General features: G+C 53.5%; 26 protein-coding genes. 15 read left to right on the top strand and 11 right to left on the bottom strand.

Annotated elements, in window-relative coordinates:
* Positions 1-22: 22 nt before the first annotated feature.
* A complete protein-coding gene (locus tag AC6I8I_RS10330; protein WP_312057120.1) occupies positions 23-1363 on the top strand; it encodes a UDP-glucose dehydrogenase family protein in 1341 nt (446 codons plus the stop codon).
* A gap of 14 nt (positions 1364-1377) precedes the next feature.
* Positions 1378-2385: an NAD-dependent epimerase gene (locus AC6I8I_RS10325; protein WP_497827808.1), complete on the top strand. Its 1008-nt coding sequence runs from the start codon at positions 1378-1380 to the stop codon at positions 2383-2385.
* A 90-nt stretch (positions 2386-2475) separates the two neighbouring features.
* On the opposite strand, the gene hns is transcribed toward AC6I8I_RS10325, so the two are convergent.
* Positions 2476-2883, bottom strand: a complete 408-nt coding sequence (hns, locus tag AC6I8I_RS10320; protein WP_312057123.1) for a histone-like nucleoid-structuring protein H-NS — start codon at positions 2881-2883, stop codon at positions 2476-2478.
* Positions 2884-3284: 401 nt separating this feature from the next.
* Here hns and tdk point away from each other — a divergent pair, with 401 nt between their 5' ends.
* A complete protein-coding gene (gene tdk, locus AC6I8I_RS10315; protein WP_312757149.1) occupies positions 3285-3905 on the top strand; it encodes a thymidine kinase in 621 nt (206 codons plus the stop codon).
* A gap of 58 nt (positions 3906-3963) precedes the next feature.
* On the opposite strand, the gene adhE is transcribed toward tdk, so the two are convergent.
* The gene (adhE, locus tag AC6I8I_RS10310) at positions 3964-6651 is read right to left on the bottom strand and encodes a bifunctional acetaldehyde-CoA/alcohol dehydrogenase (RefSeq protein WP_312057127.1); all 2688 of its coding nucleotides are present in this window, start codon (positions 6649-6651) and stop codon (positions 3964-3966) included.
* A gap of 461 nt (positions 6652-7112) precedes the next feature.
* Between adhE and AC6I8I_RS10305 the strand changes: the two genes are divergently transcribed.
* The 7 genes from AC6I8I_RS10305 to oppF all read left to right on the top strand — a co-directional run bounded on the left by AC6I8I_RS10305 (position 7113) and on the right by oppF (position 15726).
* On the top strand, positions 7113-7760 hold the full coding sequence (locus AC6I8I_RS10305; protein WP_312057128.1) for a YchE family NAAT transporter: 648 nt from the start codon (positions 7113-7115) through the stop codon (positions 7758-7760).
* A 584-nt stretch (positions 7761-8344) separates the two neighbouring features.
* Complete coding sequence (locus AC6I8I_RS10300) at positions 8345-9970, top strand: ABC transporter substrate-binding protein (protein ID WP_312757145.1); 1626 nt, start codon at positions 8345-8347, stop codon at positions 9968-9970.
* A gap of 157 nt (positions 9971-10127) precedes the next feature.
* Positions 10128-11768 (top strand): oligopeptide ABC transporter substrate-binding protein OppA, encoded by a 1641-nt coding sequence (oppA, locus tag AC6I8I_RS10295; protein WP_497827807.1) that lies wholly within the window; start codon positions 10128-10130, stop codon positions 11766-11768.
* Between the two features lie 91 nt (positions 11769-11859).
* Positions 11860-12780, top strand: coding sequence for an oligopeptide ABC transporter permease OppB (gene oppB, locus AC6I8I_RS10290; RefSeq protein ID WP_497827806.1), 921 nt, complete (start codon positions 11860-11862; stop codon positions 12778-12780).
* A gap of 14 nt (positions 12781-12794) precedes the next feature.
* Positions 12795-13703, top strand: coding sequence for an oligopeptide ABC transporter permease OppC (gene oppC, locus AC6I8I_RS10285; RefSeq protein ID WP_312057133.1), 909 nt, complete (start codon positions 12795-12797; stop codon positions 13701-13703).
* Positions 13704-13714: 11 nt separating this feature from the next.
* Complete coding sequence (locus AC6I8I_RS10280) at positions 13715-14728, top strand: ABC transporter ATP-binding protein (protein WP_497827805.1); 1014 nt, start codon at positions 13715-13717, stop codon at positions 14726-14728.
* On the top strand, positions 14725-15726 hold the full coding sequence (gene oppF / locus AC6I8I_RS10275) for a murein tripeptide/oligopeptide ABC transporter ATP binding protein OppF (protein ID WP_233988032.1): 1002 nt from the start codon (positions 14725-14727) through the stop codon (positions 15724-15726). Before AC6I8I_RS10280 ends, oppF begins: the two co-directional genes overlap by 4 nt.
* Before the next feature lie 46 nt (positions 15727-15772).
* Here the strand turns inward: oppF and AC6I8I_RS10270 are convergent, their stop codons facing one another.
* Positions 15773-16096 carry an HI1450 family dsDNA-mimic protein gene (locus AC6I8I_RS10270; RefSeq protein ID WP_031374578.1) on the bottom strand — a complete coding sequence of 108 codons (324 nt, stop codon included), beginning with the start codon at positions 16094-16096 and terminating at the stop codon, positions 15773-15775.
* Positions 16097-16142: 46 nt separating this feature from the next.
* Positions 16143-17603 (bottom strand): cardiolipin synthase, encoded by a 1461-nt coding sequence (gene cls, locus AC6I8I_RS10265; protein ID WP_497820209.1) that lies wholly within the window; start codon positions 17601-17603, stop codon positions 16143-16145.
* Positions 17604-17761: 158 nt separating this feature from the next.
* On the opposite strand from cls, the gene AC6I8I_RS10260 reads away from it, so the two are divergent.
* A complete protein-coding gene (locus tag AC6I8I_RS10260; protein WP_089561442.1) occupies positions 17762-17935 on the top strand; it encodes a YciY family protein in 174 nt (57 codons plus the stop codon).
* Positions 17936-18025: 90 nt separating this feature from the next.
* On the opposite strand, the gene AC6I8I_RS10255 is transcribed toward AC6I8I_RS10260, so the two are convergent.
* Positions 18026-18346 (bottom strand): hypothetical protein, encoded by a 321-nt coding sequence (locus AC6I8I_RS10255; RefSeq protein WP_497827804.1) that lies wholly within the window; start codon positions 18344-18346, stop codon positions 18026-18028.
* Positions 18347-18713: 367 nt separating this feature from the next.
* Here AC6I8I_RS10255 and ycgZ point away from each other — a divergent pair, with 367 nt between their 5' ends.
* Both ycgZ and AC6I8I_RS10245 read left to right on the top strand, forming a co-directional pair.
* Positions 18714-18956 carry a regulatory protein YcgZ gene (ycgZ, locus tag AC6I8I_RS10250; protein ID WP_312057141.1) on the top strand — a complete coding sequence of 81 codons (243 nt, stop codon included), beginning with the start codon at positions 18714-18716 and terminating at the stop codon, positions 18954-18956.
* 804 nt (positions 18957-19760) lie between these two features.
* On the top strand, positions 19761-20246 hold the full coding sequence (locus tag AC6I8I_RS10245) for an anti-virulence regulator CigR family protein (RefSeq protein ID WP_312757134.1): 486 nt from the start codon (positions 19761-19763) through the stop codon (positions 20244-20246).
* A gap of 109 nt (positions 20247-20355) precedes the next feature.
* On the opposite strand, the gene AC6I8I_RS10240 is transcribed toward AC6I8I_RS10245, so the two are convergent.
* Complete coding sequence (locus AC6I8I_RS10240) at positions 20356-20544, bottom strand: hypothetical protein (RefSeq protein WP_312757133.1); 189 nt, start codon at positions 20542-20544, stop codon at positions 20356-20358.
* Positions 20545-20616: 72 nt separating this feature from the next.
* Positions 20617-20913 (bottom strand): YciI family protein, encoded by a 297-nt coding sequence (locus AC6I8I_RS10235; RefSeq protein WP_031374572.1) that lies wholly within the window; start codon positions 20911-20913, stop codon positions 20617-20619.
* 201 nt (positions 20914-21114) lie between these two features.
* Between AC6I8I_RS10235 and tonB the strand changes: the two genes are divergently transcribed.
* Complete coding sequence (gene tonB / locus AC6I8I_RS10230) at positions 21115-21870, top strand: TonB system transport protein TonB (protein ID WP_312057145.1); 756 nt, start codon at positions 21115-21117, stop codon at positions 21868-21870.
* A gap of 47 nt (positions 21871-21917) precedes the next feature.
* Here tonB and yciA read toward each other — a convergent pair whose 3' ends face one another.
* From yciA to AC6I8I_RS10210, 4 genes are read right to left on the bottom strand one after another with little or no spacing between them, the layout of a single operon-like run.
* A complete protein-coding gene (yciA, locus tag AC6I8I_RS10225; RefSeq protein WP_312057146.1) occupies positions 21918-22340 on the bottom strand; it encodes an acyl-CoA thioester hydrolase YciA in 423 nt (140 codons plus the stop codon).
* Positions 22341-22399: 59 nt separating this feature from the next.
* Positions 22400-22939, bottom strand: coding sequence for a septation protein A (locus tag AC6I8I_RS10220; protein ID WP_312057148.1), 540 nt, complete (start codon positions 22937-22939; stop codon positions 22400-22402).
* Positions 22940-22995: 56 nt separating this feature from the next.
* Positions 22996-23730 (bottom strand): YciC family protein, encoded by a 735-nt coding sequence (locus AC6I8I_RS10215; RefSeq protein ID WP_031374569.1) that lies wholly within the window; start codon positions 23728-23730, stop codon positions 22996-22998.
* 27 nt (positions 23731-23757) lie between these two features.
* The gene (locus AC6I8I_RS10210; RefSeq protein WP_497827803.1) at positions 23758-24174 is read right to left on the bottom strand and encodes a YkgJ family cysteine cluster protein; all 417 of its coding nucleotides are present in this window, start codon (positions 24172-24174) and stop codon (positions 23758-23760) included.
* A gap of 253 nt (positions 24175-24427) precedes the next feature.
* On the opposite strand from AC6I8I_RS10210, the gene ompW reads away from it, so the two are divergent.
* Entirely contained in the window at positions 24428-25060 is a 633-nt protein-coding gene (ompW, locus tag AC6I8I_RS10205) for an outer membrane protein OmpW (RefSeq protein WP_312057151.1), read from the top strand.
* The last annotated feature ends 39 nt before the right edge of the window (positions 25061-25099 follow it).

Genomic DNA, 25099 nt, shown 5'->3' with positions numbered 1-25099 from the left:
TTCATAAACACAGGATAACTCGATGAAAGTCACTGTATTTGGTATCGGCTATGTCGGTCTGGTTCAGGCTGCGGTGTTGGCCGAAGTCGGACATGACGTTCTCTGCATTGATGTCGACGAAAAGAAAGTCGAAAATCTGAAAAAAGGCATCATTCCTATTTTCGAACCAGGTTTAACGCCGCTGGTAATGTCCAATTACGAAGCGGGTCGTCTGAAGTTCAGCACCGATGCTGAGCTGGGCGTAAACCATGGTGTTATGCAGTTTATTGCAGTCGGTACACCCCCGGATGAAGACGGCTCTGCCGATCTGAAATATGTGACCGCTGTAGCGCGCACCATTGCGCAATACATGAACGATCACAAAGTGGTTATCGACAAATCAACCGTTCCGGTTGGCACAGCAGACAAAGTGCGTGCAGTGATGACGGAAGCGCTTAAAGCGCGTGACGCGAACATCACTTTCGATGTGGTCTCTAACCCTGAGTTCCTCAAGGAAGGCGCGGCGGTTAATGACTGCATGCGTCCAGAGCGCATCGTTGTCGGCACCGATAACGATGAAGTGGTTGAACTGTTACGCGAGCTCTATGAGCCGTTTAACCGCAACCACGATCGTATGATCATGATGGATATCCGCAGCGCAGAGCTGACCAAGTATGCTGCAAACTGCATGCTGGCGACCAAAATCAGCTTTATGAACGAGATCTCCAATCTGGCTGAGCGCTTAGGCGCGGATATTGAAAAAGTACGCCAAGGTATCGGCTCCGATCCCCGCATTGGCTACCACTTCATCTATCCGGGCTGTGGCTACGGTGGTTCCTGCTTCCCGAAAGATGTGCAGGCGCTGATCCGTACCGCTGAGTCTATCGGTTATAAGCCTCGCCTGTTACAGGCGGTGGAAGATGTCAATGACAGCCAGAAGACCAAGCTGCCGACCTTCATTAAGCGTCATTTCGGCGACGATCTGAGCGGCAAGACCTTTGCTCTTTGGGGTCTGTCATTCAAGCCGAATACCGACGATATGCGTGAAGCCTCCAGCCGCGTGCTGATGGAAACCCTGTGGGAAGCAGGTGCTTCTGTCCAGGCGTTTGACCCTGAAGCGATGGATGAAGCGCAGCGCATCTATGGTCACCGCAGCGATCTTAAGCTGATGGGAACCAAAGAAGCGGCACTGCAGGGCGCTGATGGCCTGGTCATTTGTACGGAGTGGCAAAACTTCCGTGCACCTGACTTTGACGTCATCAAAAATGCACTGAAAGAACCCGTGATTTTTGATGGTCGTAACCTGTATGATCCAGAGCGTACCAGCAAACGCGGATTCGTTTATTATGCAATCGGCCGCGGAGCGTCTATTCAAATTGCGTAATTAACGAGGGATTTATGAACTTTCTGGTCACCGGTGCCGCAGGCTTTATTGGTTTTCACGTTAGCCAACGTCTGCTGGCCGCCGGTCACCAGGTTGTCGGTATCGACAACCTGAATGATTATTACGACGTAAATCTTAAGCATGCCCGTCTGAATCTGATTAAATCCGATCCAGCTTTTACCTTTATTGAGATGGATCTGGCTGACAGTGACGCAATCGCGTCACTGTTTAAGCAACAGCAGTTCCAGCGCGTGATTCATTTAGGCGCCCAGGCGGGTGTTCGCTATTCTATAGAGAATCCCCACGCCTACGCCGACGCAAATCTGATTGGCCACCTCAACATTCTTGAGGGCTGCCGTCATCATAAAATCGAACATCTGCTTTATGCATCCTCCAGTTCGGTTTATGGCCTGAATCGTAAAATGCCTTTCTCCACCGAAGATAGCGTTGACCATCCGGTTTCGTTATATGCGGCGACCAAGAAAGCTAACGAGTTAATGTCACATACTTACTCGCATCTTTACCAGTTGCCGACCACCGGACTGCGGTTCTTTACCGTTTATGGTCCGTGGGGCCGGCCGGATATGGCATTATTCAAATTCACCCGGGCAATGATTGCTGGTGAAGCGATTGATGTTTATAACCAAGGCCAGATGAAGCGCGATTTCACCTATATTGATGACATTGCGGAAGCGATTGTTCGTTTGCAGGATGTTATTCCGCAGGCGGATGAAAACTGGACGGTAGAGGCGGGATCGCCAGCCACCAGTTCAGCGCCTTATCGGGTTTATAATATTGGTAACAGTCAGCCGGTCACGCTGATTAACTATATCGAAGCCATTGAGGAAGCATTGGGTATTACGGCGGTTAAGAATCTGATGCCAATGCAGCCTGGTGATGTGCTGGAAACCAGCGCCGACACCGAAGCGCTGTTTAAGGCAATCGGGTTTAAACCGCAAACCGGTGTAGAAGAGGGCGTTAAGCGCTTTGTTGACTGGTATCGGGACTTCTATCAGGTCTGATTGATAAAATTAAAAAGGAAGCGCAGGCTTCCTTTTTTTTTTGTTATCTCTGCGGGTAATCAGTAGGCAGAAGCGAAGTTCAACCGGTTATCAGAGCAGAAAATCGTCTAACTGTTTACCTTGCTCTTCCAGAGCTTTTTTAATCACTGCCGGTGTGCGACCCTGACCCGTCCAGGTTCTGGTTTCGCCTTTTTCATCGACATACTTATATTTTGCCGGACGAACTGAACGGTTACCTTTACCGGCAACTTTGTTGTCTGACAGGGAGCCAAGCAATTCATTCGGATCGATGCCGTCCGCCAGCAGCATTTCACGATACTGTTCCAGTTTACGTGCACGCTCGGCATTCTCTGCCTGAGTCAGTGACTCCTCTTCGCGGCGTTCTTTTACCACCACTTCAAGTTTTTCCAGCATCTCTTCCAGCGAGTCAATCGGATACTCTCTGGCCTGAGCACGCAGCGTACGGATATTATTAAGAACTTTTAGTGCTTCGCTCATTGTCCTGGTCTCTGAATAATAAAAAAGTTGTTTTGCCCGACAATAGTAGAGGCGGTAATAAATAACTTCAACACAAATTAATATTAAAGCGCGACGGGAAAATAAAAGAGCGCAAAGATTATTCTTCAGAAAAATTTACTTTTTAGCCAGTTAATGCCTATTTTTGTCTCATTTTTTAAAAGACGTAAATTTAATACATTAATTACCGCCGGGAATAGACTGGCTGTTGTTGGGGTTACTATTCAGGCGGCCTGCTCAGGCAGGCAGCGGATCGAGCTGAGTTTTGGCCGTGCAGGGCGGCCAGTGCCGAACATTATTCAGCGGCTACCCGCTCAGTTTTAGCGGCGCTTTATGCTAATATGCGCGCCATTCCGTTAAGTCCTGATGAAGAACCCGCTGCTATGGCCCAACTCTATTTCTACTACTCTGCAATGAATGCGGGTAAATCCACCGCTTTGCTGCAGTCCTCCTATAACTACCAGGAACGGGGAATGCGAACCCTGGTCTACACCGCTGAAATTGACGATCGCTTTGGTGCAGGTACCGTAAGCTCGCGTATTGGCCTCTCTTCGCCTGCCTTGCTGTATAACGCAGAAACGGCGCTTTACCGCGATATCGCCACGGAGCACGCTGCTCAGCCGATTCACTGCGTGCTGGTCGATGAAAGTCAGTTCCTGACCCGTGAGCAGGTGAAGGCGTTGTCAGACGTGGTCGACAACCTGGATATCCCGGTGCTCTGCTATGGCCTGAGAACCGACTTCCGTGGTGAGCTGTTTACCGGCAGCCAGTATCTGCTGGCGTGGGCTGACAAGCTGGTAGAACTGAAGACCATCTGTCACTGTGGCCGCAAAGCCAGCATGGTGCTGCGGCTCGACAGCGAGGGTAAACCGTTCAGTGAAGGTGAGCAGGTGGTGATAGGCGGCAATGAACGCTATATCTCAGTGTGCCGCAAGCATTACAAGCAGGCGATTGAGCAGGGGTCATTGCAGGCGATATACGGCGCACAAACACCGCTGAACTGACAACGCTGCGCCATAAATAAAAAAACCCGCCGAGGCGGGTTTTTTGTTTGTCAGCCGATTAGACGTTTTTCGCTTTCTTCTCGACCTTAACACCTTTTACCGGTTGCTCAGCCACGGCTTCAGCGACGCTGGAGAAGGGTTCAACAAATTCGCGGCCATAATAGGTGTCCAGCATAATTTGTTTCAGCTCAGCAATCAGCGGATAACGTGGGTTAGCGCCGGTACACTGGTCATCGAATGCATCATCTGCCAGCTTATCGACTTTCGCCAGGAAGTCCGCTTCCGCCACACCCGCTTCGCGGATAGAGGTTGGGATACCCAGTTGAGTTTTAATCTCTTCCAGCCACGCCAGCAGTTTTTCAATTTTCTGCGCGGTGCGGTCGCCTGGGGCCGTCAGGCCTAAGTGGTCTGCGACTTCTGCGTAGCGACGACGTGCCTGCGGACGGTCATACTGGCTGAACGCGGTCTGTTTAGTCGGGTTGTCGTTCGCGTTATAACGAATGACGTTGGCGATTAACAGTGAGTTAGCCAGGCCGTGTGGGATATGGAACTCTGAACCCAGTTTATGCGCCATGGAGTGACAAACCCCAAGGAAGGCGTTGGCAAAGGCGATACCGGCGATGGTTGCCGCATTGTGTACCCGTTCACGCGCCACCGGATTTTTAGCACCTTCGGCGTAGCTAGCTGGCAGGTTCTCTTTCAGCAGTTTAAGTGCCTGCAGCGCCTGACCGTCAGAGTATTCGTTAGCCAGCACTGACACATAGGCTTCCAGCGCGTGGGTTACCGCATCCAGGCCGCCAAAGGCGCACAGGGAGCGCGGCATATCCATTACCAGATTGGCATCGACAATCGCCATGTCCGGGGTTAACGCATAGTCAGCCAGTGGGTATTTCTGGCCGGTGGCATCATCGGTAACCACCGCAAACGGCGTCACTTCTGAACCGGTACCGGAGGTGGTGGTGATCGCTACCATGCGCGCTTTGACGCCCATTTTCGGGAATTTGTAGATACGTTTACGGATATCCATAAAGCGTAACGCCAGTTCTTCGAAATGGGTTTCAGGATGTTCGTACATCACCCACATGATTTTCGCGGCATCCATCGGTGAACCACCGCCGAGGGCGATAATCACGTCAGGTTTGAAGCTGTTCATCTGCTCAGCGCCTTTACGCACGATGCTCAGCGTAGGGTCTGCCTCAACTTCGAAGAACACTTCTGTTTCAACGCCGTGTGCTTTCAGCACGCGAGTCACCTGGTCGGCATAACCGTTGTTAAACAGGAAGCGGTCAGTAACGATGAACGCACGTTTGGCGCCATCCGAAGCCACCTCTTCCAGTGCAATTGGCAGAGAGCCGCGACGGAAGTAGATGGATTTAGGAAGTTTATGCCACAACATATTTTCAGCTCGCTTGGCGACAGTTTTGGTATTGATCAGGTGTTTCGGTCCGACGTTTTCAGAGATGGAGTTACCGCCCCATGAACCACAACCCAGCGTCAGAGAAGGGGCCAGTTTAAAGTTGTAGAGGTCACCGATACCACCCTGTGAAGCCGGGGTATTGATCAGAATACGCGCGGTTTTCATTTTGTCGCCGAAGTAGTGAACGCGCTCGGTCTGGTTGTCCTGGTCGGTATACAGGCAGGAGGTGTGTCCGATACCGCCCATCGCCACCAGTTTTTCCGCTTTATCGACGGCATCCTGGAAATCTTTGGCCCGATACATCGCAAGGGTCGGGGAGAGCTTTTCGTGAGCAAACGGCTCAGATTCATCCACCAGCTGCACTTCACCAATCAGAATCTTGGTGCTTGGCGGTACGGTGATGCCCGCCATCTCAGCAATTTTAAACGCTGGCTGACCGACAATCGCCGCGTTCAGGCCGCCGTTTTTCAGAATGATATTCTGTACTGCGTTCAGCTCAGCGCCCTGCAGCAGGTAGCCGCCATGGCTGGCAAAACGTTCGCGCACCGCGTCATAGGCAGAATCCACCACAATCACGGACTGCTCAGAGGCACAAATCACGCCGTTATCGAAGGTTTTTGACATCAGGATAGAAGCCACGGCGCGTTTCACGTCGGCCGTTTCATCAATCACCACCGGCGTATTACCGGCACCCACACCGATAGCCGGTTTACCTGAGCTGTAAGCAGCTTTCACCATACCGGGTCCGCCGGTAGCCAGAATCAGGTTGATGTCAGGGTGATGCATTAACTGGTTAGACAGCTCTACAGAAGGCGCGTCAATCCAGCCGATAATATCTTTTGGCGCACCGGCGGCAATCGCTGCCTGCAACACGATATCCGCCGCTTTATTGGTAGCGTCTTTCGCACGTGGGTGTGGCGAGAAGATAATACCGTTACGGGTTTTAAGACTGATCAGCGCTTTGAAGATGGCGGTAGAGGTTGGGTTGGTGGTCGGCACGATGCCGCAAATCAGGCCAATCGGTTCTGCGATAGTGATAGTCCCGAAGGTGTCGTCGGTTGCTAACACACCGCAGGTCTTTTCATCTTTGTAGGCGTTATAGATATATTCAGAAGCAAAATGATTTTTGATCACTTTATCTTCGACGATGCCCATGCCGGATTCAGCAACGGCCATCTTAGCAAGAGGAATTCGGGCATCTGCGGCGGCAAGCGCGGCAGCACGGAAAATGGCGTCAACCTGTTGTTGGGAAAAGTTGGCGTATTCACGCTGGGCTTTTTTTACACGTTCGACCAGTGCATTAAGTTCAGCGACATTAGTAACGGCCATGGTGTTCTCCTGAAGGAAGTTAAACTTTTTTAGTAAACAATCCTGCGTCCTGAGTATAGTCGCGCCTGGCAGGGACGTTAGGTTGGGTCAGAACACCCGGATTTTCAAATGTTTACTAAACTAGTCTGCTCTGGCAGTACCGCGGTTGAACCTTGATACTGCTAATACTTCCGTTGCGAAAAGATTACCTGGTTTGAGGTACGGCAATTTTGATACAGATCAATTTGAGCGCAAGCTGACACCTTTCAGCCGCACTTTTTGGTAGCCGGCTGTTGAAACGGCATTCGCCTCTGAAGGCCAGGCTCATAGCGGCTAAAACCAGCTGCATTTTAATGTCTGGCGAAAAGCGCTGAATCGGGCGCAGATCGGGAGAATAAATAGCTGCGCGCGCATCTGGCGTCAGGGCGCTTTTTCCCTTACATTAGGCGCGTTTTCCTCCCCCCAGCAGTACGGAGTCTGTCGTGAACCCTGCGCTATTAGATTTATCAGGCTATATAAAATTTTTTGTCGGGCTTTTTGCGCTGGTCAATCCGGTAGGCATTATTCCGGTGTTTATCAGCATGACCCGCTATCAGGGTGTTGCCGAGCGTAATAAAACCAATCTGACGGCTAACCTCGCGGTCGCCATCATTTTGTGGACCTCACTGTTTCTCGGTGACGGGATCCTGCATATTTTCGGCATCTCAATTGACTCATTCCGCATCGCCGGGGGGATTCTGGTGGTGACCATCGCCATGTCGATGATCAGCGGTAAGCTGGGCGAAGATAAGCAGAACAAACAGGAAAAATCAGAGACCGCAATTCGTGAAAGCGTTGGGGTGGTACCGCTGGCACTGCCGCTGATGGCCGGACCGGGTGCTATCAGTTCGACCATTGTCTGGAGCACGCGCTACCACAGCTGGGTTAATCTGCTGGGTTTTAGCCTGGCGATTGCGCTTTTTGCCTTCTGCTGCTGGCTGTTGTTTCGGGCCGCGCCATTAATGGTGCGGGTGTTAGGCCAGACCGGGATTAACGTCATTACCCGTATTATGGGGCTGTTGCTGATGGCGCTGGGTATTGAGTTCGTGGTGACCGGAATGAAATCAATTTTCCCCGGCTTACTCAATTAACGACCCGACTTAATTCAGGGGCCGAAGCGAAGTTGTGAATCATAATGGTGCAAAGCGCTGAAATACTGCACCATAAAAAAGCAATTATTCATCCCGCTTAATAGATTCAGCGGATTATCACTTTCATTACTGCCGACCGGAATTTGCCCGTTTTTAGTCACAGCAATGTCACGATTTTCACATGATAATCTGCTTTCTTATTCGTTCTTAGCCTGACAAATCGCGCCCCTGTTGCCAGCGGGCGCGCTTTCATCACGTCTGATGACGCATCCTCGGCATAATTGCCAAAAAAGTGTTTTTATCCCGCCACTGGCCACAGAAAAAAGTTCGTTTTTATCTAAAATCCCTATTTTTCATAGCGATAAGATATTTTCAGGTCAAAAATTAACACTTCCGCTGCCTGACTTCTCATGATAAAAGAGAATTAGTTAACATTTTAGCTATTTTACTTTGGCGCGCTTCTGCTGCTTCTGATAATTTTTGGCGCAACGTAAAAATTTTTCTCCGACAGCCCAAAGTGAGAACGCTTTTTGCTTAAGCCTATCGGGATACTTAATTAAGGTTGGCGCTTTCGGATGACTGGGATGAAAAACTTGCAGCAACAGCGGTGTAAAATTGCATTATGTCTGTTAATCGCCCTTTCACCGGCCTATGGCGCCGTGGTGCCAGCCGGGACAACGCTGGCGCCGCAGCAGCAAATCGTCATTAATAACGGCACCGAGGTGGCGTCGCTCGACCCACATAAAGTTGAAGGCGTGCCGGAATCGAATATTATTCTTAATCTGCTTGATGGGCTGGTTAACACCGATAACAGCGGCAAGGTGGTGCCTGGCGTAGCGGAGAGCTGGCAAAACCAGCAGGGCACCCAGTGGACCTTTACCCTGCGGGATGACGCAAAATGGAGTAACGGCGAACCGGTAACCGCCGATGATTTCGTCTATAGCTGGCGTCGACTGGCCGATCCTGCGACGGCTTCCCCTTATTCGAGCTATCTGCAGGCTGCCCATTTCGCCAATATTGATGCCATTCTGGCCGGCAAAATGTCACCCGATCGGCTCGGTGTGAAGGCGCTTGATGCCCATCATCTGCAAATCACTCTGAGTGAACCGGTGCCTTATCTGGTCGCCATGCTGGCGCATACCGCGTTGAAGCCGGTTTATGCCCCGGCGATCAAGCAGTGGGGCGAGGCCTGGACCCGGCCGGGTCACTATGTCGGCAACGGTGCGTATACGCTGAGCGACTGGGTAGTCAATGAAAAAATCGTCCTGCAGCGTAATCCACATTACTGGGATAACAGCCATACGGTGATCGAGCAGGGCACTTTCCTGCCGATCGCCTCTGAAAACAGCGATATTAATCGCTATCGCAGCGGCGGCACCGACATTACCAACAGCGCAATCCCGCCAGAAATGTTCGGCAAACTGCGTCAGGAGTTGGGCGAGCAGGTCAAAGTCAGTCCGCTACTTTGCACTTTCTATTATGAAATTAATAATAAAAAGCCGCCGTTTACCGACCCGCGCGTGCGCGCTGCGATCAAGATGACCCTCGACCGTGAGGTGATTGCCAACAAGATCATGGGGCAGGGACAGATTCCGGCCTACAGCCTGACGCCACCGTTTACCGCCGGGATCAACTTAACCCCACCGGAATGGTTCAGACAGACCCAGGCGCAGCGCAATCAGGCGGCGAAGAAGTTACTGGCAGAGGCGGGATTTGATGCCAGTCATCCGTTAACCTTCACGCTGCTCTATAACACCTCCGATCAGAATAAACGTCAGGCGATCGCGGCGGCGTCAATGTGGCAGAAGAATCTCGGTGCGAAGGTCACATTACAGAATCAGGAGTGGAAAACCCTGCTGGAGACCCGTCATCAGGCGCAGTATGACGTGGTTCGCGCCACCTGGTGCGCGGATTACAACGAGCCGTCGACCTTTCTCAACATGCTGATCGGTAACGCCTCAATCAATACCGCCTTTTACCGCAGCCCGACGTTTGATCGCCTGATGTCAGAGACCCTGACCGCCGGCAGTGAAGCGCAACGCGCCAGCCTCTATCAGCAGGCTGAAACACAACTCGACAAAGACTCACCAATTGTGCCAGTTTACTACCGCGTGAGTGTGCGCCTGGTGAAGCCCTGGGTTGGCGGCTTTACGGGCAAAGACCCGCAGGACATGACAGACCTGAAATACTATTTCATCAAACAACACTGAGCCGCGTGCTTACCTGGCGAGACAGTCGGGGAGCGCGCGTCCGTGCAGACCACAGTACGCGGTCACTATCCTCAGGTTAACCAGCCGGGGATCCCGAGACGGGGGACGCCGGGGCAGTCAATCGCCCCGGCGACGATAATAAAACTGGAGTGTAATAATGAACAACATCACGAAAAAAAGCCTGATTGCAGCGGGCGTGTTTGCTGCAATCAGTGCCCTGGCAGGGAATGCAGTTCTGGCGGCTACAGTGCCAGCTGGCGTTGAGCTGGCAGCAAAACAGGAACTGGTACGCGGCAATGGCGATGAAGTGCAGTCGCTCGATCCGCACAAAATTGAAGGCGTGCCGGAAGATAACGTGGCGCGCGATCTCTACGAAGGTCTGCTGGTCAGTGACAGCAATGGCCACCCGGTGCCGGGCGTAGCGGAAAGTTACGAAAACAAAGATTTCAAAGTGTGGACTTTCCACTTACGTAAGAATGCCAAATGGTCGAACGGCGAACCGGTCACCGCACAGGACTTCGTCTACAGCTGGCAGCGTTTGGTGGATCCGAAAACCGCGTCACCTTACGCCAGCTATCCGCAGTATGGCCATATCCTGAATGTTGATGAGATCATCGCGGGCAAAAGACCGACCAGCGATCTGGGCGTGAAGGCGATTGATGACCATACGCTGGAAGTGACGCTGAGCGAGCCGGTTCCTTATTTCGACAAGCTGATGATCAACTCCGTGATGTCGCCGGTGTATAAGCCCGCGATTGAGAAGTTCGGCGATCAGTGGACTCAGCCACAGAACTGGGTCGGTAACGGCGCGTTTAAACTGGATGCGCACGTCATCAACGAACGTATCACCCTGGTGCGTAACCCGCAGTACTGGGATAACGCCAACACCATCCTGAACAAAGTGACCTTCCTGCCGATCAATTCAGAAGTCAGTGACGTTAACCGTTATTTCTCTGAGAACGGCAGCGACATGACCTACAACAACATGCCGATTGAGCTGTTCAAAAAGCTGCAGCGCGATAACGGCAAAGAACTGCACGTTGATCCCTATCTCTGCACCTATTACTACGAAATCAATAACCAGAAAGCGCCATTCACCGATCCCCGCGTGCGCGCCGCGCTGAAGCTCGGCCTGGATCGCGACATCATGGTAAACAAAGTGCTGGCCCAGGGTCAGATGCCAGCCTACAGCTTCACGCCGCCATCAACCGACGGTATGGAGATTCTGCCGCCAGACTGGTTCAAATGGACGCAGGAAAAACGTAATGAAGAGGCGAAGAAATTGCTGGCTGAAGCCGGTTATACCGCCGATAAACCGCTGACTTTCAACCTGCTGTATAACACTTCCGACCTGCACAAGAAGCTGGCTATTGCCGCCTCGTCGATCTGGAAGAAAAATATCGGGGTGAACATCAAGCTGGAAAACCAGGAGTGGAAAACCTTCCTTGATACGCGTCATCAGGGCAACTTCGACGTTTCGCGTGCCGCCTGGTGTGCTGACTATAACGAACCGACGTCTTTCCTGAACATCATGCTGTCGAACAGCAGCAGTAACACCTCGCACTATAAGAGCGAGGCATTCGATCAGGTACTGCGTGATGCAATCAAAGCGCCGGATGACAAAGCCCGTGCCGCCGACTACCAGCGTGCCGAGCAGATTCTGGATAAAGACAGCACCATCGTTCCGGTCTACTACTACGTTAACGCGCGTCTGGTGAAACCGTACGTCGGCGGTTACACCGGCAAAGATCCGCTGGATAAATCGCAGGATAAGAACTTCTACATCATTAAACACTAATAGCACACAGGCTATCGACAGCGGCGGCGCGTCTGCGCCGCCTTTACGTTTTATTTATTTGTTGTGAAGCAACAGCCTGGTAGGTACGGCAATGTTAAAATTCATCCTGCGTCGCTTGCTTGAAGCGCTCCCGACGCTGTTCGTCCTGATTACCATCTCCTTCTTTATGATGCGACTGGCACCCGGCAGTCCCTTTACCGGCGAGCGCACCCTGGCGCCGGAAGTCATGGCCAACATTGAGGCGAAATATCACCTCAACGACCCGATTGGTAAGCAGTATGTCGATTACCTGGTGCAGCTGGCGCACGGCGATTTCGGCCCCTCATTTAAATATAAAGATTATTCGGTTAACTATCTGGTTGGCCATGCGTTCCCGGTTTCAGCCAAACTCGGTCTGGCTGCCTTCGTGCTGGCGGTGGTACTGGGCGTGGCTGCCGGGGTGATCGCCGCGCTTAAACAGAACAGTCTGTGGGATTTCGCGGTGATGGGGGTGGCAATGACCGGCGTGGTGATACCGAGTTTCGTGGTGGCACCGTTGCTGGTTCTGGTATTCGCCATTACGCTGAAATGGCTACCCGGCGGCGGCTGGAATGGCGGGCAGTGGAACTACATGCTGCTGCCGATGGTGGCGCTGTCGCTGGCCTATATCGCCAGTATCGCGCGTATCACCCGCGGATCGATGATTGAAGTCATGCACTCCAACTTTATCCGCACCGCGCGTGCCAAAGGGCTGCCATTGCGCCGTATCGTGCTGCGCCATGCGCTAAAGCCGGCGCTGCTGCCGGTGATCTCCTATATGGGGCCGGCGTTTGTCGGCATCATCACCGGCTCAATGGTGATTGAGTCGATCTACGGCCTGCCGGGTATCGGTCAGCTGTTTGTTAACGGCGCTCTGAACCGTGACTACTCGCTGGTGATGAGCCTGACCATTCTGGTGGGTTTGTTAACCATTCTGTTTAACGCGGTTGTTGACGTGCTGTATGCCGTTATCGATCCGAAAATTCGTTACTGATTGCGGAGTTCGCCATGATGTTAAGTAAGAAAAACAGCGAAGCTCTGGATGCGTTCAGTGAGAAGCTGGAAGTGGAAGGGCGCAGTTTGTGGCAGGACGCCCGCCGTCGTTTTATTCATAACCGTGCAGCCTCATTCAGCCTGCTGGTGCTGCTGCTGATTACGCTGTTTGTGATTGTTGCGCCGATGCTGTCGCAGTTCACCTATGACGATACCGACTGGGGCATGATGTCCTCTGCGCCGGATACCACCTCCGGCCACTGGTTTGGCACCGACTCGTCGGGGCGCGATCTGCTGGTGAGGGTGGCAATTGGCGGCCGGATTTCACTGATGGTGGGTGTGGCTTCCGCGTTGATTGCGGTGATCGTCGGTACCCTGTACGGTTCCGTTGCCGGTTACCTCGGCGGCAAAACCGACTCGGTGATGATGCGTATTCTGGAAATCCTCAACTCGTTCCCGTTTATGTTCTTCGTCATTCTGCTGGTGACCTTCTTTGGCCGTAATATCCTGCTGATCTTTGCCGCCATCGGCATGGTGTCGTGGCTGGATATGGCGCGTATCGTGCGTGGACAAACCCTGAGCCTGAAGCGCAAAGAGTTTATTGAAGCCGCTCACGTTGGCGGCGTTTCCACCTGGAAGATCGTGGTGCGTCACATTGTGCCGAACGTGCTGGGCGTGGTGGTGGTTTACGCCTCCCTGCTGGTGCCCAGCATGATCCTGTTTGAATCCTTTTTGAGCTTCCTTGGCCTCGGGACGCAGGAGCCGCTCAGCAGCTGGGGCGCGCTGCTGAGCGATGGGGCGAACTCGATGGAAGTGTCGCCGTGGTTGCTGCTCTATCCGGCGGGTTTTCTGGTGGTCACGCTGTTCTGTTTCAACTTTATCGGCGATGGCCTGCGTGATGCCCTCGACCCGAAAGATCGTTAAGGAGTTTCCCGATGACCATTCATGAATTCCAGCCAGCAATGGCGGCCCGCGCGGGAAGCGAACAGTTACTGCAGGTGAAGGATTTGCGCGTCACCTTCGGCACTCACGACGGCGATGTGACGGCCGTCAACGATCTTAACTTTTCGCTGCGCGCCGGTGAGACGCTGGGTATCGTTGGCGAATCCGGTTCCGGCAAATCACAGACCGCCTTCGCCCTGATGGGGCTGCTGGCTAAAAACGGCCGTATCGGCGGCTCGGCACTGTTCAACGGCAAGGAGATCCTCAACCTGCCCGAGCACCAGCTTAACCGGCTGCGCGCCGAGCAGATTGCCATGATCTTCCAGGACCCGATGACCTCGCTTAACCCCTACATGCGGGTCGGCGAACAGTTAATGGAAGTGCTGAAGCTGCACAAGGGCATGAACAGCGCCCAGGCCTTCGAAGAGTCGGTCAGGATGTTGGACGCGGTGAAAATGCCTGAAGCGCGCAAGCGGATGAGAATGTATCCGCATGAGTTCTCCGGCGGGATGCGGCAGCGTGTGATGATCGCCATGGCGCTGCTGTGCCGGCCAAAATTGCTGATTGCTGATGAGCCGACCACGGCGCTTGACGTGACGGTGCAGGCGCAGATTATGACGCTGCTCAACGATCTCAAACGCGAATTCAACACCGCCATTATTATGATCACCCACGATCTGGGCGTCGTCGCCGGGATCTGCGACAAAGTGCTGGTGATGTATGCCGGACGCACCATGGAATATGGCCGCGCCCGTGACGTTTTCTATCAGCCGGCACACCCGTATTCAATCGGCCTGCTGAATGCGGTGCCGCGTCTGGATGCTGAAGGCGAGAGCCTGACCACCATTCCCGGCAATCCGCCTAACCTGCTGCGTCTGCCGGTGGGCTGCCCGTTCCAGCCGCGTTGTCCACATGCGATGGATATCTGTGCCAAAGCGCCGCCGCTGGAACCGTTCGGGGATGGGCGTTTACGTGCCTGCTTTAAGCCGGTGGAGGAATTAGTATGAGCGCCGTAGCCGAAAAAAGAGTGTTACTGGAAATCGCCGACCTCAAGGTGCATTTCGATATCAAAGATGGCAAGCAGTGGTTCTGGCAGCCGTCAAAGACCCTGAAAGCGGTGGATGGCGTCAGCCTGCGCCTGTACGAAGGGGAGACGCTGGGCGTGGTCGGCGAATCGGGCTGCGGCAAATCGACGCTGGCCCGGGCGATCATCGGCCTGGTGAAAGCCACCGAAGGTCGGGTGGCGTGGCTGGGGCGCGATCTGCTGGGGCAGAGTGAAGAGGAGTGGCGCAAGGCGCGCAGTGACATCCAGATGATCTTTCAGGATCCGCTGGCTTCGCTCAATCCGCGTATGACCATCGGCGATATCATTGCCGAACCGTTGCGCACTTATCATCCGAAAATGGCACGTCAGGAAGTCAAAGATCGCGTCAAAAATATGATGATGAAGGTCGGCCTGCTGCCAAACCTGATCAACCGCTATCCGCATGAGTTCTCTGGCGGCCAGTGCCAGCGTATCGGTATCGCGCGTGCGCTGATCCTCGAGCCTAAGCTGATTATCTGTGATGAACCGGTCTCCGCCCTTGACGTCTCGATTCAGGCGCAGGTGGTGAACCTGCTGCAGCAGTTGCAGCGCGAAATGGGGCTGTCGCTGATCTTTATCGCCCACGATCTGGCGGTGGTGAAACACATCTCCGATCGGGTGCTGGTGATGTACCTCGGTCATGCGGTCGAGTTGGGCACCTACAGCGAGGTCTACAGCAATCCGCAGCATCCGTACACCAAAGCGCTGATGTCAGCGGTGCCGATTCCCGATCCGGATCTGGAAAAGAACAAGCAGATTCAGCTGCTGGAAGGCGAGTTACCGTCTCCGATCAATCCGCCGTCCGGCTGCGTGTTCCGCACCCGCTGCCCGATTGCCGGACCGGAGTGCGCTAAAACCCGGCCGCTGCTGGAAGGCAGTTTCCGCCATGCGGTCTCCTGCCTGAAGGTCGATCCGTTATAATGCAAAACGCCGGGCAGAGGCCCGGCGTTTTTTATCGCGGCGACGGCTATTCACGCCACAGGATATGACACAGCTTGTGGTCTTTTTCACGGCACAGCAGGACGCGTGCAAAGACGTCGGTAATCGGTTCACCATCCGCTTCACCCAGCCCAATCACCACTTCCGCGAAAAAGTCAGGATTCAGATCGAAATCAACATGTTCCTGCCAGTCATCAGAAGGATCGAACAGCTCGGCGCCGCCGCGTTCTTCGAACTGCAGATTAAAAAGGATGATGTCTGCCGGATCGAGATTATCGCCTGCCAGCTCAAGAAAAATATCGTAAGCCTGTTCCAGCGTTTCGTCTTCAGTAAGGCGATTATTTAAATCCATGGTCTGTCCTGTCTGCCCTGCGGGCGTTTACACAATTTGGCTCGTTTTACAGTAAAGGGCTAAAGAAGTAAAACAGTCGTTCGACGATGCGTTGCCACCAGGCACGTTTTGACCAGCGCTTACCGTCCAGCAGGCGTGAGCGGGCAATATAGTCATCCTGCACGCAGGCCAGATCGCTGCCAAATCCGGCATCGTCTACCACCAGTGTAATCTCAAAATTGAGCCACAGGCTGCGCATATCAAGATTTACCGTGCCGACCAGGCTGAGCTGTCCATCAACCAGAACGCTTTTGGTATGCAGCAGACCATCTTCAAACTGGTAAATTTTAACGCCCGCCTCCAGCAGCTCACTGAAAAACGCCCGGCTGGCCCAGCCCACCAGCAGGGAGTCGTTATGGCGCGGGACAATAATGCTGACATTCACGCCGCGCTGCGCCGCGGTGCAGATGGCATGCAGCAGATCGTCGCTTGGCACGAAGTAGGGCGTGGTCATGATCAGCTGTTCACGGGCGGAATAGACCGCCGTCAGCAGCGCCTGATGGATCATATCTTCCGGAAAGCCAGGACCCGAGGCGATAACCTGCACCGTGTGGCCGCTCTCCTGCTCAAACGGCATGATATTGCGGTCGGGCGGCGGCGGCAGAATACGTTTACCGGTTTCAATCTCCCAGTCGCAGCTGAAGACAATCCCCATCGCGGTGGCCACCGGACCTTCCATCCGCGCCATCAGATCGATCCATTGTCCGACCCCGGCGTTCTGTTTGAAGAAGCGCGGATCCACCAGATTCATGCTGCCGGTGTAGGCAATATAGTTATCGATTAACACGATTTTTCGGTGCTGACGCAGATCCATCCGGCGCAGGAAAACGCGCAGCAGGCTGACCTGCAACGCTTCCACCACATCAATACCGGCATTGCGCATCATGCCCACCCACTGGCTGCGGAAGAAGGTGACGCTGCCGGCCGAGTCGAGCAGCAAACGGCAATGTACGCCGCGACGTGAGGCCGCCATCAGCGACTCTGCCACTTCATCCGCCAGTCCGCCAGGGTGCCAGATATAGAACACCATCTCGATGTTGTGACGCGCCAGCTGGATGTCGCGGATCAGCGCCTGCATCACATCATCCGAGCTGGTAAGCAGTTGCAGCTGGTTGCCTTTGACGCCGGCAATGCCCTGACGGTGATAACAAAGCTCGAACAGCGAGCGCGCAACGTCGCTGTGTTCAGTGGCAAAGATTTCACGGCACTGCTTCAGGTCGTTCAGCCAGCGCGCCGTTGATGGCCACATGGTGCGGGCGCGTTCGGCACGCCGTTTACCCAGGTGCAGTTCGCCAAAGGAGAGGTAGGCGATAATACCCACCAGCGGCAGAATATAGATAATCAGCAGCCAGGCCATCGCCGAAGTGACGGCGCGGCGCTTCATCAGTATTCGCAAGGTGACACCGGCGATCAGCAGCCAGTAGCCAAACAGCAGCATCCAACTGATCAGGGTGTAAAAAGTGGTCATTAAGTGGACATCCCGTTCGCGCTTTCGTCTGGCAAGTTTACGTGCTGTTGCGGGTCAGCGAAACCCCCTGGCCTGCGCCATCTGTTCAGATCAGATTTGGCATTGGCGATAAGATCTTTATAATACGTGCGCGTGAATTCGATGTCAGAGAGGAAGTAATGAGACGAAGCAGAAATGAAGTGGCGCGCTGGAGAATGTTACGTCAGGTGCACCGCCGCCGTTCACGCTGGCTGGAAGGGCAGTCACGCCGTTATAAGCGTATCCACAGTATTCGCCATCAGCTGGCGCAGCAGCAGCGTCGCTCCATTCTGTTTATTACGCAACAGTTGTAATCGCCGTCGCCGGTGCTGACGGTTCAGGCGGGCAACCGGGCAGCCGGCTGGGGAGAATCCCCGGCACCTTCCCGCCAGTCCGATGCCGGCTCAGGCTTCGAAAAAGCCCATCTCCGCCAGAAAGTGGCGCGCCTGCAGCTGCTCCTGTTGCGTCGCGCCGCGATCCTTCACTTCACACATCAGGCAATCGGCCGGGCTGCCCACGCCCATCGGACGTCGATAACCGGCACGGTCATACCATTCAAAAGACCACTTATCTGTTTTGCGATGATAATAAATGGTCAGCCAGGCAGAGCAATTTGCCGGGTAGCCGCTCAGCACTTCTGTTTTTGGATCGGCAATCGCCTGCATCCGCAATAACAGCTGATTGAACAGAGTTGAGGCGCCCTGAATATTATATGTTTTATGCATAATGAGCCTGCGACTGTGATGTAGCGTCCGTTCTGAACTTCGGAGTGTAATAAAGAAGTCATAAATGTAGACAGTGATGGATAATAATTCCTCTCCAGGATAAAAAAAATCCATCGCGCGTTTTTTACTGTCGGTGTCGCGCCACGCGAAGTCGGTTATGCGCTAACTGCGTGCGGACGACGCCTCTGGCGGACGCAGCCAACTCTGTACAACTTTACAATAACGCAAGTGACTGTTTGATAGTGATTTATTTCATTGGTTGCTGTTGCAGGGCAAATTATACCATAAATATCTGTACAACTTTATTAGAGTTGTATAGCTTTACTGCATCGGTTGAAAAATTAAACGAACTCTATGAGGGTTAACGATGCAAACCAACGTACGAATTCCGGCCTCCATTTCAGATATTTCGGCTTATCTTAGCAGTGCCGCTCTGCCGTCACAGCAGGCGATTCTGGGGTCAGTGGTAACCGAGATTATGCGTTCAGGACGCAGTCTCAATCGTAAGGCGATCTGTACCCGCTTGATTAGCCGCTTACAGGATGTGACCAGTGCGGAAGAAGAGCACCATTACCATGCCCTGATTAGCTTGCTGCTGGAACGCAATTAATGCGCCGGTGATAGCATTTGCGCTGTGGCTGGGGTTGCCCGCACGCTTATAGCACTCTGCACAGCGGACGTTTGCAGGGGAACAGGTGCTAAGAAAAGAGCACCGGAAAGTGCAGAAACAAGTTCAATAGAAAGTTCAGCAGAAAGTTCAGCTCACCACACTCCGATCGCTGGCGGGGAAGATACGCCACAGGCACCGCGCAAGCGGGTCGGCCATATTGACAAGGTGTCAGTGTTTTTGTAGAAATTAGCCATCTTTCGTGATCGTTTTTCGTTGTCCAATCATTCATCTCTCACGGAAGATCGAAGCCCTGCCAGACCGGCAGGGCTTTTGTTTTTCCCGCAACAATCCGCTCATGGTCAATCCAGTAAATAGATGCCCGCAACAATCGCGCTGACAGACATGATATGCAGCAATTCGGTCATGACGGCCTCTCCTGTTGTGTTGAACGGTCCTTTCAGTCAAGAACACGCTGGCTGATTGGTCAAAAAAATTTACATTTATACCGGTCAGGACGCGGTGGAGATGCCAGTCTTATTAAATAACATACTGTAAAATAGTAAAACCTGTCATTTATCGCTGCGGCTATTGTTTAGCAGGACTAAGCGTTGCTGGGTGGTTTACAGGCTACGCCAGCGGATTGTTCAGACGCCTGTCAGCAGGCGCGAAAACTGACGCTGCGCTAAACCGCTGAGAGTCGATGCAGATCGAAGATATTTGCAGCGTGCTTTTTAAGAGCATGCCAGATTGCTGCTTTTCAGATCCGGCTATAAATTGAGAAGAAATACCTTTGGGAGTCAGTCAATGAATAAGAAATCAAACGGTGGCGTCATCGCTTTGGCCTGCTGTCTGCTGTTCACCTCGCCAGTCTTACTGGCCAATCCGGGCAATGGCAATGGCAATGGCAATGGCAATGGTCATGGACATTCCGCCGACCATGGTGGTAAAGGTGAGGGCAAAAACGCTAAAGATCGTTCGTCTCAGGGTAAAAAGAAGCAGGGCGGCGATCCTTATCGGGCGGAATCCGAGATCGGCTATGCGTTCGCCCGCGATCTGGCCAGACAGCATGGGCTGACCGGTTATTCATCGCTGCCACCGGGTATTGCGAAGAATCTTGCGCGAGGTAAACCTTTGCCACCCGGTATTGCCAAACGGTCGGTGCCATCTTCCATGCTGGACAGCCTGCCCTATTATCCGGGTTATCAATGGAAGATTGTCGGGGATAACCTGGTGCTGATCGCGCTCAGTACTGCGGTGGTGACGGCAATTATCAATAACGTCTTCGATTAAGCTTAGCGGGCTTAATGAATTGATAAAAACGGCACCTTACCCGGTTGTGGGGCCGGGTTCAGCGGGCAGTTCAGGAAGGCGGTTTTTTTGAATTCTGCGGGCGAGAGGGCTAACCGGCCAGCCGCGCCTGCGCGGTCAACAGCAGGGTTACGTTCACCAGCTGCAGCGCCGCAGCCAGCACCACGCACATCACAATCAGCTGTTTTTTGTTACGCCAGCCGTGGGCCCGCCATAAATAGAGTGCGGCCCCAATCAGCGCCACGATCGGCACCAGCAGCGCCAGAATCATCACTTGCATCGTTACTTCACCCAAAACAAAAATGGCTTCCGTGCGCCGCACCGAAGCCATTTCTTAACCTGGTACGCGCGATCAGAAAACGCGTTTAAACGGTTTCACGGCGACCTGTTTGTAGACGCCAGCAGCAATATAGGGGTCATCTTCTGCCCACGACTGCGCCGCTTCTAATGACGGGAACTCGGCAATCACGGTAGAACCGGTGAAGCCCGCCACGCCCGGATCGTTGCTGTCGACAGCAGGCATCGGACCCGCAATAATCAGGCGTCCTTCTTCATGCAGTAGTTTCAGCCGAGCCAGATGAGCAGGGCGCACCGCGTTACGTTTTTCCAGTGAATCTGCGTTGTCTTCTGCATAAATGACGTAAAGCACTTGGGAGCTCCCATTAACTCTTCAGAATTTCGCAACACGTTAAGGGATTGCCGATCAGAGTGCAAATGAAACCTCTGACCACTTCGGTGCTCAGCATAATGGGCTAAAAAACGCTTTTCTTTCGGCTGGATGGCGGGAGTTATTGAAACTGATTGCTATTTGCATTTAAAATCGGCTCTTCATTCAATGACCGCGACCGTTATGACCACGCTGACTATGCCATTACCAAAACGCACGCCTGTCTCCATGTTATTGTCTGTCGCTTTACATGGTGCCGTAATTGCCGGAATTCTTTACGCCTCATTCCATCAGGTACTCGAAGTTCCTAAAGCGTCGCAGCCTATCAGCGTAACCATGGTCGCTCCTGAAGTTCAGCCTGAGCCGGCCCCGGCAGTGGTTGAGCCACCCGCCCCACAGCCAGAACCGCAGCCAGAACCTGAACCGGTGCCAGAACCTCAGCCGGCCCCGGAGCCACCGAAGCCCGAGCCGGTGCCCATTCCTAAGCCGGAACCGAAGCCCAAACCTAAGCCGAAGCCGGAACACAAGCGTGAGCAGCCTAAACGCGAAGTCAAACCGCGGCAGGAGAGCAAGCCGCAGGCCAATCCGTTTAAGCAGGAGGCACCGGCCACGCAGAACAAGCCAACCGCCGCGCCGAAGTCGACGCCAGCACCGAGTCAGACGGTGTCAAATGGGCCAAAAGCGCTGAGCGTCAGCAAGCCGGGCTATCCACCGCGAGCATTAGCATTACGCGTCGAAGGACGAGTGCGGGTGAAATTTGATGTGGACAGCGAAGGGCGGGTGGATAACATCCAGATACTCTCCGCCGAGCCGCGCAATATGTTTGAACGTACTGTCAAACAGGCAATGAAGCAGTGGCGTTACCAGAGCGGGCGTCCGGGGCAGGGTCTGACCATGAACGTTGTGTTTAAGCTCAGTGGCGGAGCCAGTATCGAATAGTAAACTGGCGGTCAGGTAACACCCTTGCCTGACCGCCAGTCGACCGGCTAATCGCTGGGTTGCTGATTGGCCCGTCCGGCAGGCAACGGACGTGAATTACCGTCATTGTCGACCGCGACGTAGATAAATACCGCTTCGGTCGCACAGTATGTCTGCCCAATCGGCTCTGACGACACCTTCTTGATCCACACCTCGACATTGATGGTCATGGAACTGTTGCCGGTGCGGATGCAGCGAGCGTGGCAACTGACCACATCACCCACCGCCACCGGTTTCATAAATGACATGCCATCAACCCGCACCGTAACCACCCGGCCTTCGGCAATCTCTTTGGCCAGGATCGCACCGCCCATATCCATCTGAGACATCAACCAGCCGCCAAAAATATCACCGTTGGCGTTGGTATCTGCTGGCATGGCTAACGTACGTAACACCATTTCGCCTTGCGGCAACTTATGTTTTTCGTCCATTGCTTTCATTCTTCTGCAGAGGATCGCTAAAAAATGCCCGGCAGGACCGGGCAGCGTAATTATTTTTGTTGTTGTTGCGGCATCTGTCGCCAGATGTAGAGCCCGCTGATCAGGGTAAACAGTAGGGTGAGGCCGGTCAGACCAAACACCTTAAAGTTAACCCAGAACGCCTGAGATAACCAAAAGGCGACATAGATATTGACCAGACCGCAGACCAGGAAAAACAGCGCCCAGGCGGTGTTCAGCCGACGCCAGATTGGGTCCGGCAGCTGTAACTCTTTGCCCAGCATGCTCTGGATCAGCGTTTGTTTCATAAACCACTGGCTGTAGAGCAGCGCCACGGCAAACAGGCTGTAGATCACCGTCACTTTCCACTTAATAAACTCATCGTTGTGGAAAACCAGCGTCAGCGTGCCAAATACCGCCACCAGCACAAAGGTGAAAATCGTCATCTTCTCCAGTTTACGGTAGAGCACCCAGCTGACGACTAATGCCAGACCGGTTGCGACAATCAACGCGCCAGAGGCAACAAAGATGTCGTACAGCTTGTAGAAAATGAAAAAAACTACCAAAGGGAGAAAGTCGAGTAACTGCTTCATAGTCATTCCAGTCAGAGCTGAATTGGGGACGGATGCGCCCGAAGGCGCATCAGCCATCAACGTAACAGCATATAAAGCCGATACAGATAGATAATTAACATGGCCGAAACCAGATTACCTGCAGCGGTAAAAATCACCGAGGAGACATTCATCGGCAGAACGGTCAGCGAGGAGAAAAACAGCATGACCACTACTTTCGCCAGCAGCCAGAGAATAATGGCTGGCGCGATCAATTTCACGTTCTTCCAGGCCATCCGCATGCTGGCGCGCATCGCAGCGAACACGCCGATCTTCTCGCTAGCCAGCATCACCGGTGCCAGTGACAGCAGGATAGTCAGCAGAATGCCGGGCACCACCAGAATCATAAAGCCGAGCTGCGCCACCAGCGTAATCAGGAAGGTCAGCAGTAACAGCTTCGGCAGTAACGGTGCCGCTGTGCCAATGGCACGCAGCGCACTGACCCGCTGGCCAGAAGAGACCATCGGTATCAGACACAACATCCCGCCGAGCAACAGCGTATTGCCGACCAGCGCGGCGAAGGTGCCCGCTGCAGAAGCGCGCAGCAACACCTGCTGCTGTTCAGGTGACATATTCTGCACCATCTCAAACAACGAACTGGCACTGTCGTCACCCTGCTGCAGGATCGCCATTTGATCGGCGCCTGGGGTCAGCACATGTACCAGCATTACGGTGATGAAAGCGGTCAACAGCGACATCAACAGTAAAGTAACCAGCTGATGGCGGGCAAAATTTCCAGTGTCACGGTATAACGAGCTTGCCGTGATAGACATGTACACTCCTTGGAGGAACCGGGTTAATTAACCCGGCGATTGTACATGTTCTGGCAGCTCGCGGGCACCCGCCGCGGCATAACTTTCTGTCATAACAGGTAAAGATGGGTGAAAAAGGGCGGGAAGACCGTAGCGGGCGCGGGCGCGATCGCAGGCTTCATTGGCGACGCCTTCTTCACCCGACATCGCAAATTCGCGACAGGGCGTCGGACGTTGTTGATAAATTCCACACGAGACGCAGCCACCAATCTCGCCCTGCAGGGCAACACAGCGTGGAGCGCGATCGTTAGTGCCGCGCATATTGCGCATAAGCAGGCTTAGCGGCTCGGTTAATTCAGTCGGCACCGGGCCGTCGGCATCATCGGCTTCAGCCCAGTAGAAAGAGACACGGAAATGGGCGCAGCAGGCGCCACAGCTGACACAAGGATTAGAAGTTTCGCTCATTTGATCACCCGCCACTCCTGAGGCATCGAACCAAAATCAACAATCTGGATCAGCAAAATAAGCCGGGCAAAATATTTCGGCAAGGGGATTTTTTCAGCAACGGCACTGGCTAAAATTGATCTACATCAACCCATTGTTTTTTAATTAATTTAATTCAGCCGGGCAGAGTGCAATTTTATGTAAATCACGTTAAATCTTTGCTAACAAAAAATTGATGACCTGAGAGTTTTTTCCCTTTAGCAAAGGAGTGACGATGAAACTGGCAAAATGCGCAATGTTACTGGCTCTGGCTCTACCCCAACTGGCGATGGCACATCAGGCGGGCGATTTTTTTATGCGCGCCGGCAGCGCCACGGTGCGGCCAACTGAAGGTTCCGACAACGTGCTCGGGATGGGCGAGTTCAGCGCCAGTAACGATACCCAGCTTGGACTAACCTTTACCTATATGGCGACCGATAATATCGGGGTCGAACTGCTGGCCGCCACGCCGTTCCGCCACAAAGTGGGGCTGGGTCCGACCGGTACGCTGGCGACGGTACGTCAGCTGCCGCCAACACTGATGGCACAATACTATTTCTTCGACAGCCAAAGCAAAGCGCGCCCGTATGTCGGGGTCGGTATCAACTACACCACCTTTTATGACGCTGACTTCAACCAGACCGGCCGTGATGCGGGTCTCAGCGATCTGAGCGTGAAAGATTCCTGGGGCGTAGCGGGACAGGTTGGTCTGGATTACCAGATTAACCGCGACTGGATGCTGAATGCGTCAGTGTGGTACATGGATATTGATACTGAAGTGAAGTTCAAGGCAGCGGGCGAGCAGCAGAATATCAATATGCGCATCGATCCCTGGGTTTTCTTTTTTGGCGCGGGTTACCGCTTCTGATGAGAAAAAGGCCGCTGTTAACGCGGCCTTTCTGTTAAG

Source organism: Pantoea sp. X-Soil-YNGN-775 (assembly GCF_059730575.1).
The sequence above is the reverse complement of the archived record's forward strand: the minus strand, read 5'-3'. Positions and strand labels throughout refer to the sequence as shown.

Bases quoted from the DNA above. Each gene is read 5' to 3' on its own strand.
- AC6I8I_RS10330 (WP_312057120.1), top strand. From the start codon at position 23: ATGAAAGTCACTGTATTTGGTATCGGCTATGTCGGTCTGGTTCAGGCT.
- AC6I8I_RS10325 (WP_497827808.1), top strand. From the start codon at position 1,378: ATGAACTTTCTGGTCACCGGTGCCGCAGGCTTTATTGGTTTTCACGTT.
- hns (WP_312057123.1), bottom strand. From the start codon at position 2,883: ATGAGCGAAGCACTAAAAGTTCTTAATAATATCCGTACGCTGCGTGCT.
- tdk (WP_312757149.1), top strand. From the start codon at position 3,285: ATGGCCCAACTCTATTTCTACTACTCTGCAATGAATGCGGGTAAATCC.
- adhE (WP_312057127.1), bottom strand. From the start codon at position 6,651: ATGGCCGTTACTAATGTCGCTGAACTTAATGCACTGGTCGAACGTGTA.
- AC6I8I_RS10300 (WP_312757145.1), top strand. From the start codon at position 8,345: ATGAAAAACTTGCAGCAACAGCGGTGTAAAATTGCATTATGTCTGTTA.
- oppA (WP_497827807.1), top strand. From the start codon at position 10,128: ATGAACAACATCACGAAAAAAAGCCTGATTGCAGCGGGCGTGTTTGCT.
- oppB (WP_497827806.1), top strand. From the start codon at position 11,860: ATGTTAAAATTCATCCTGCGTCGCTTGCTTGAAGCGCTCCCGACGCTG.
- oppC (WP_312057133.1), top strand. From the start codon at position 12,795: ATGATGTTAAGTAAGAAAAACAGCGAAGCTCTGGATGCGTTCAGTGAG.
- AC6I8I_RS10280 (WP_497827805.1), top strand. From the start codon at position 13,715: ATGACCATTCATGAATTCCAGCCAGCAATGGCGGCCCGCGCGGGAAGC.
- oppF (WP_233988032.1), top strand. From the start codon at position 14,725: ATGAGCGCCGTAGCCGAAAAAAGAGTGTTACTGGAAATCGCCGACCTC.
- AC6I8I_RS10270 (WP_031374578.1), bottom strand. From the start codon at position 16,096: ATGGATTTAAATAATCGCCTTACTGAAGACGAAACGCTGGAACAGGCT.
- cls (WP_497820209.1), bottom strand. From the start codon at position 17,603: ATGACCACTTTTTACACCCTGATCAGTTGGATGCTGCTGTTTGGCTAC.
- AC6I8I_RS10260 (WP_089561442.1), top strand. From the start codon at position 17,762: ATGAGACGAAGCAGAAATGAAGTGGCGCGCTGGAGAATGTTACGTCAG.
- AC6I8I_RS10255 (WP_497827804.1), bottom strand. From the start codon at position 18,346: ATGCATAAAACATATAATATTCAGGGCGCCTCAACTCTGTTCAATCAG.
- ycgZ (WP_312057141.1), top strand. From the start codon at position 18,714: ATGCAAACCAACGTACGAATTCCGGCCTCCATTTCAGATATTTCGGCT.
- AC6I8I_RS10245 (WP_312757134.1), top strand. From the start codon at position 19,761: ATGAATAAGAAATCAAACGGTGGCGTCATCGCTTTGGCCTGCTGTCTG.
- AC6I8I_RS10240 (WP_312757133.1), bottom strand. From the start codon at position 20,544: ATGCAAGTGATGATTCTGGCGCTGCTGGTGCCGATCGTGGCGCTGATT.
- tonB (WP_312057145.1), top strand. From the start codon at position 21,115: ATGACCACGCTGACTATGCCATTACCAAAACGCACGCCTGTCTCCATG.
- yciA (WP_312057146.1), bottom strand. From the start codon at position 22,340: ATGGACGAAAAACATAAGTTGCCGCAAGGCGAAATGGTGTTACGTACG.
- AC6I8I_RS10220 (WP_312057148.1), bottom strand. From the start codon at position 22,939: ATGAAGCAGTTACTCGACTTTCTCCCTTTGGTAGTTTTTTTCATTTTC.
- AC6I8I_RS10215 (WP_031374569.1), bottom strand. From the start codon at position 23,730: ATGTCTATCACGGCAAGCTCGTTATACCGTGACACTGGAAATTTTGCC.
- AC6I8I_RS10210 (WP_497827803.1), bottom strand. From the start codon at position 24,174: ATGAGCGAAACTTCTAATCCTTGTGTCAGCTGTGGCGCCTGCTGCGCC.
- ompW (WP_312057151.1), top strand. From the start codon at position 24,428: ATGAAACTGGCAAAATGCGCAATGTTACTGGCTCTGGCTCTACCCCAA.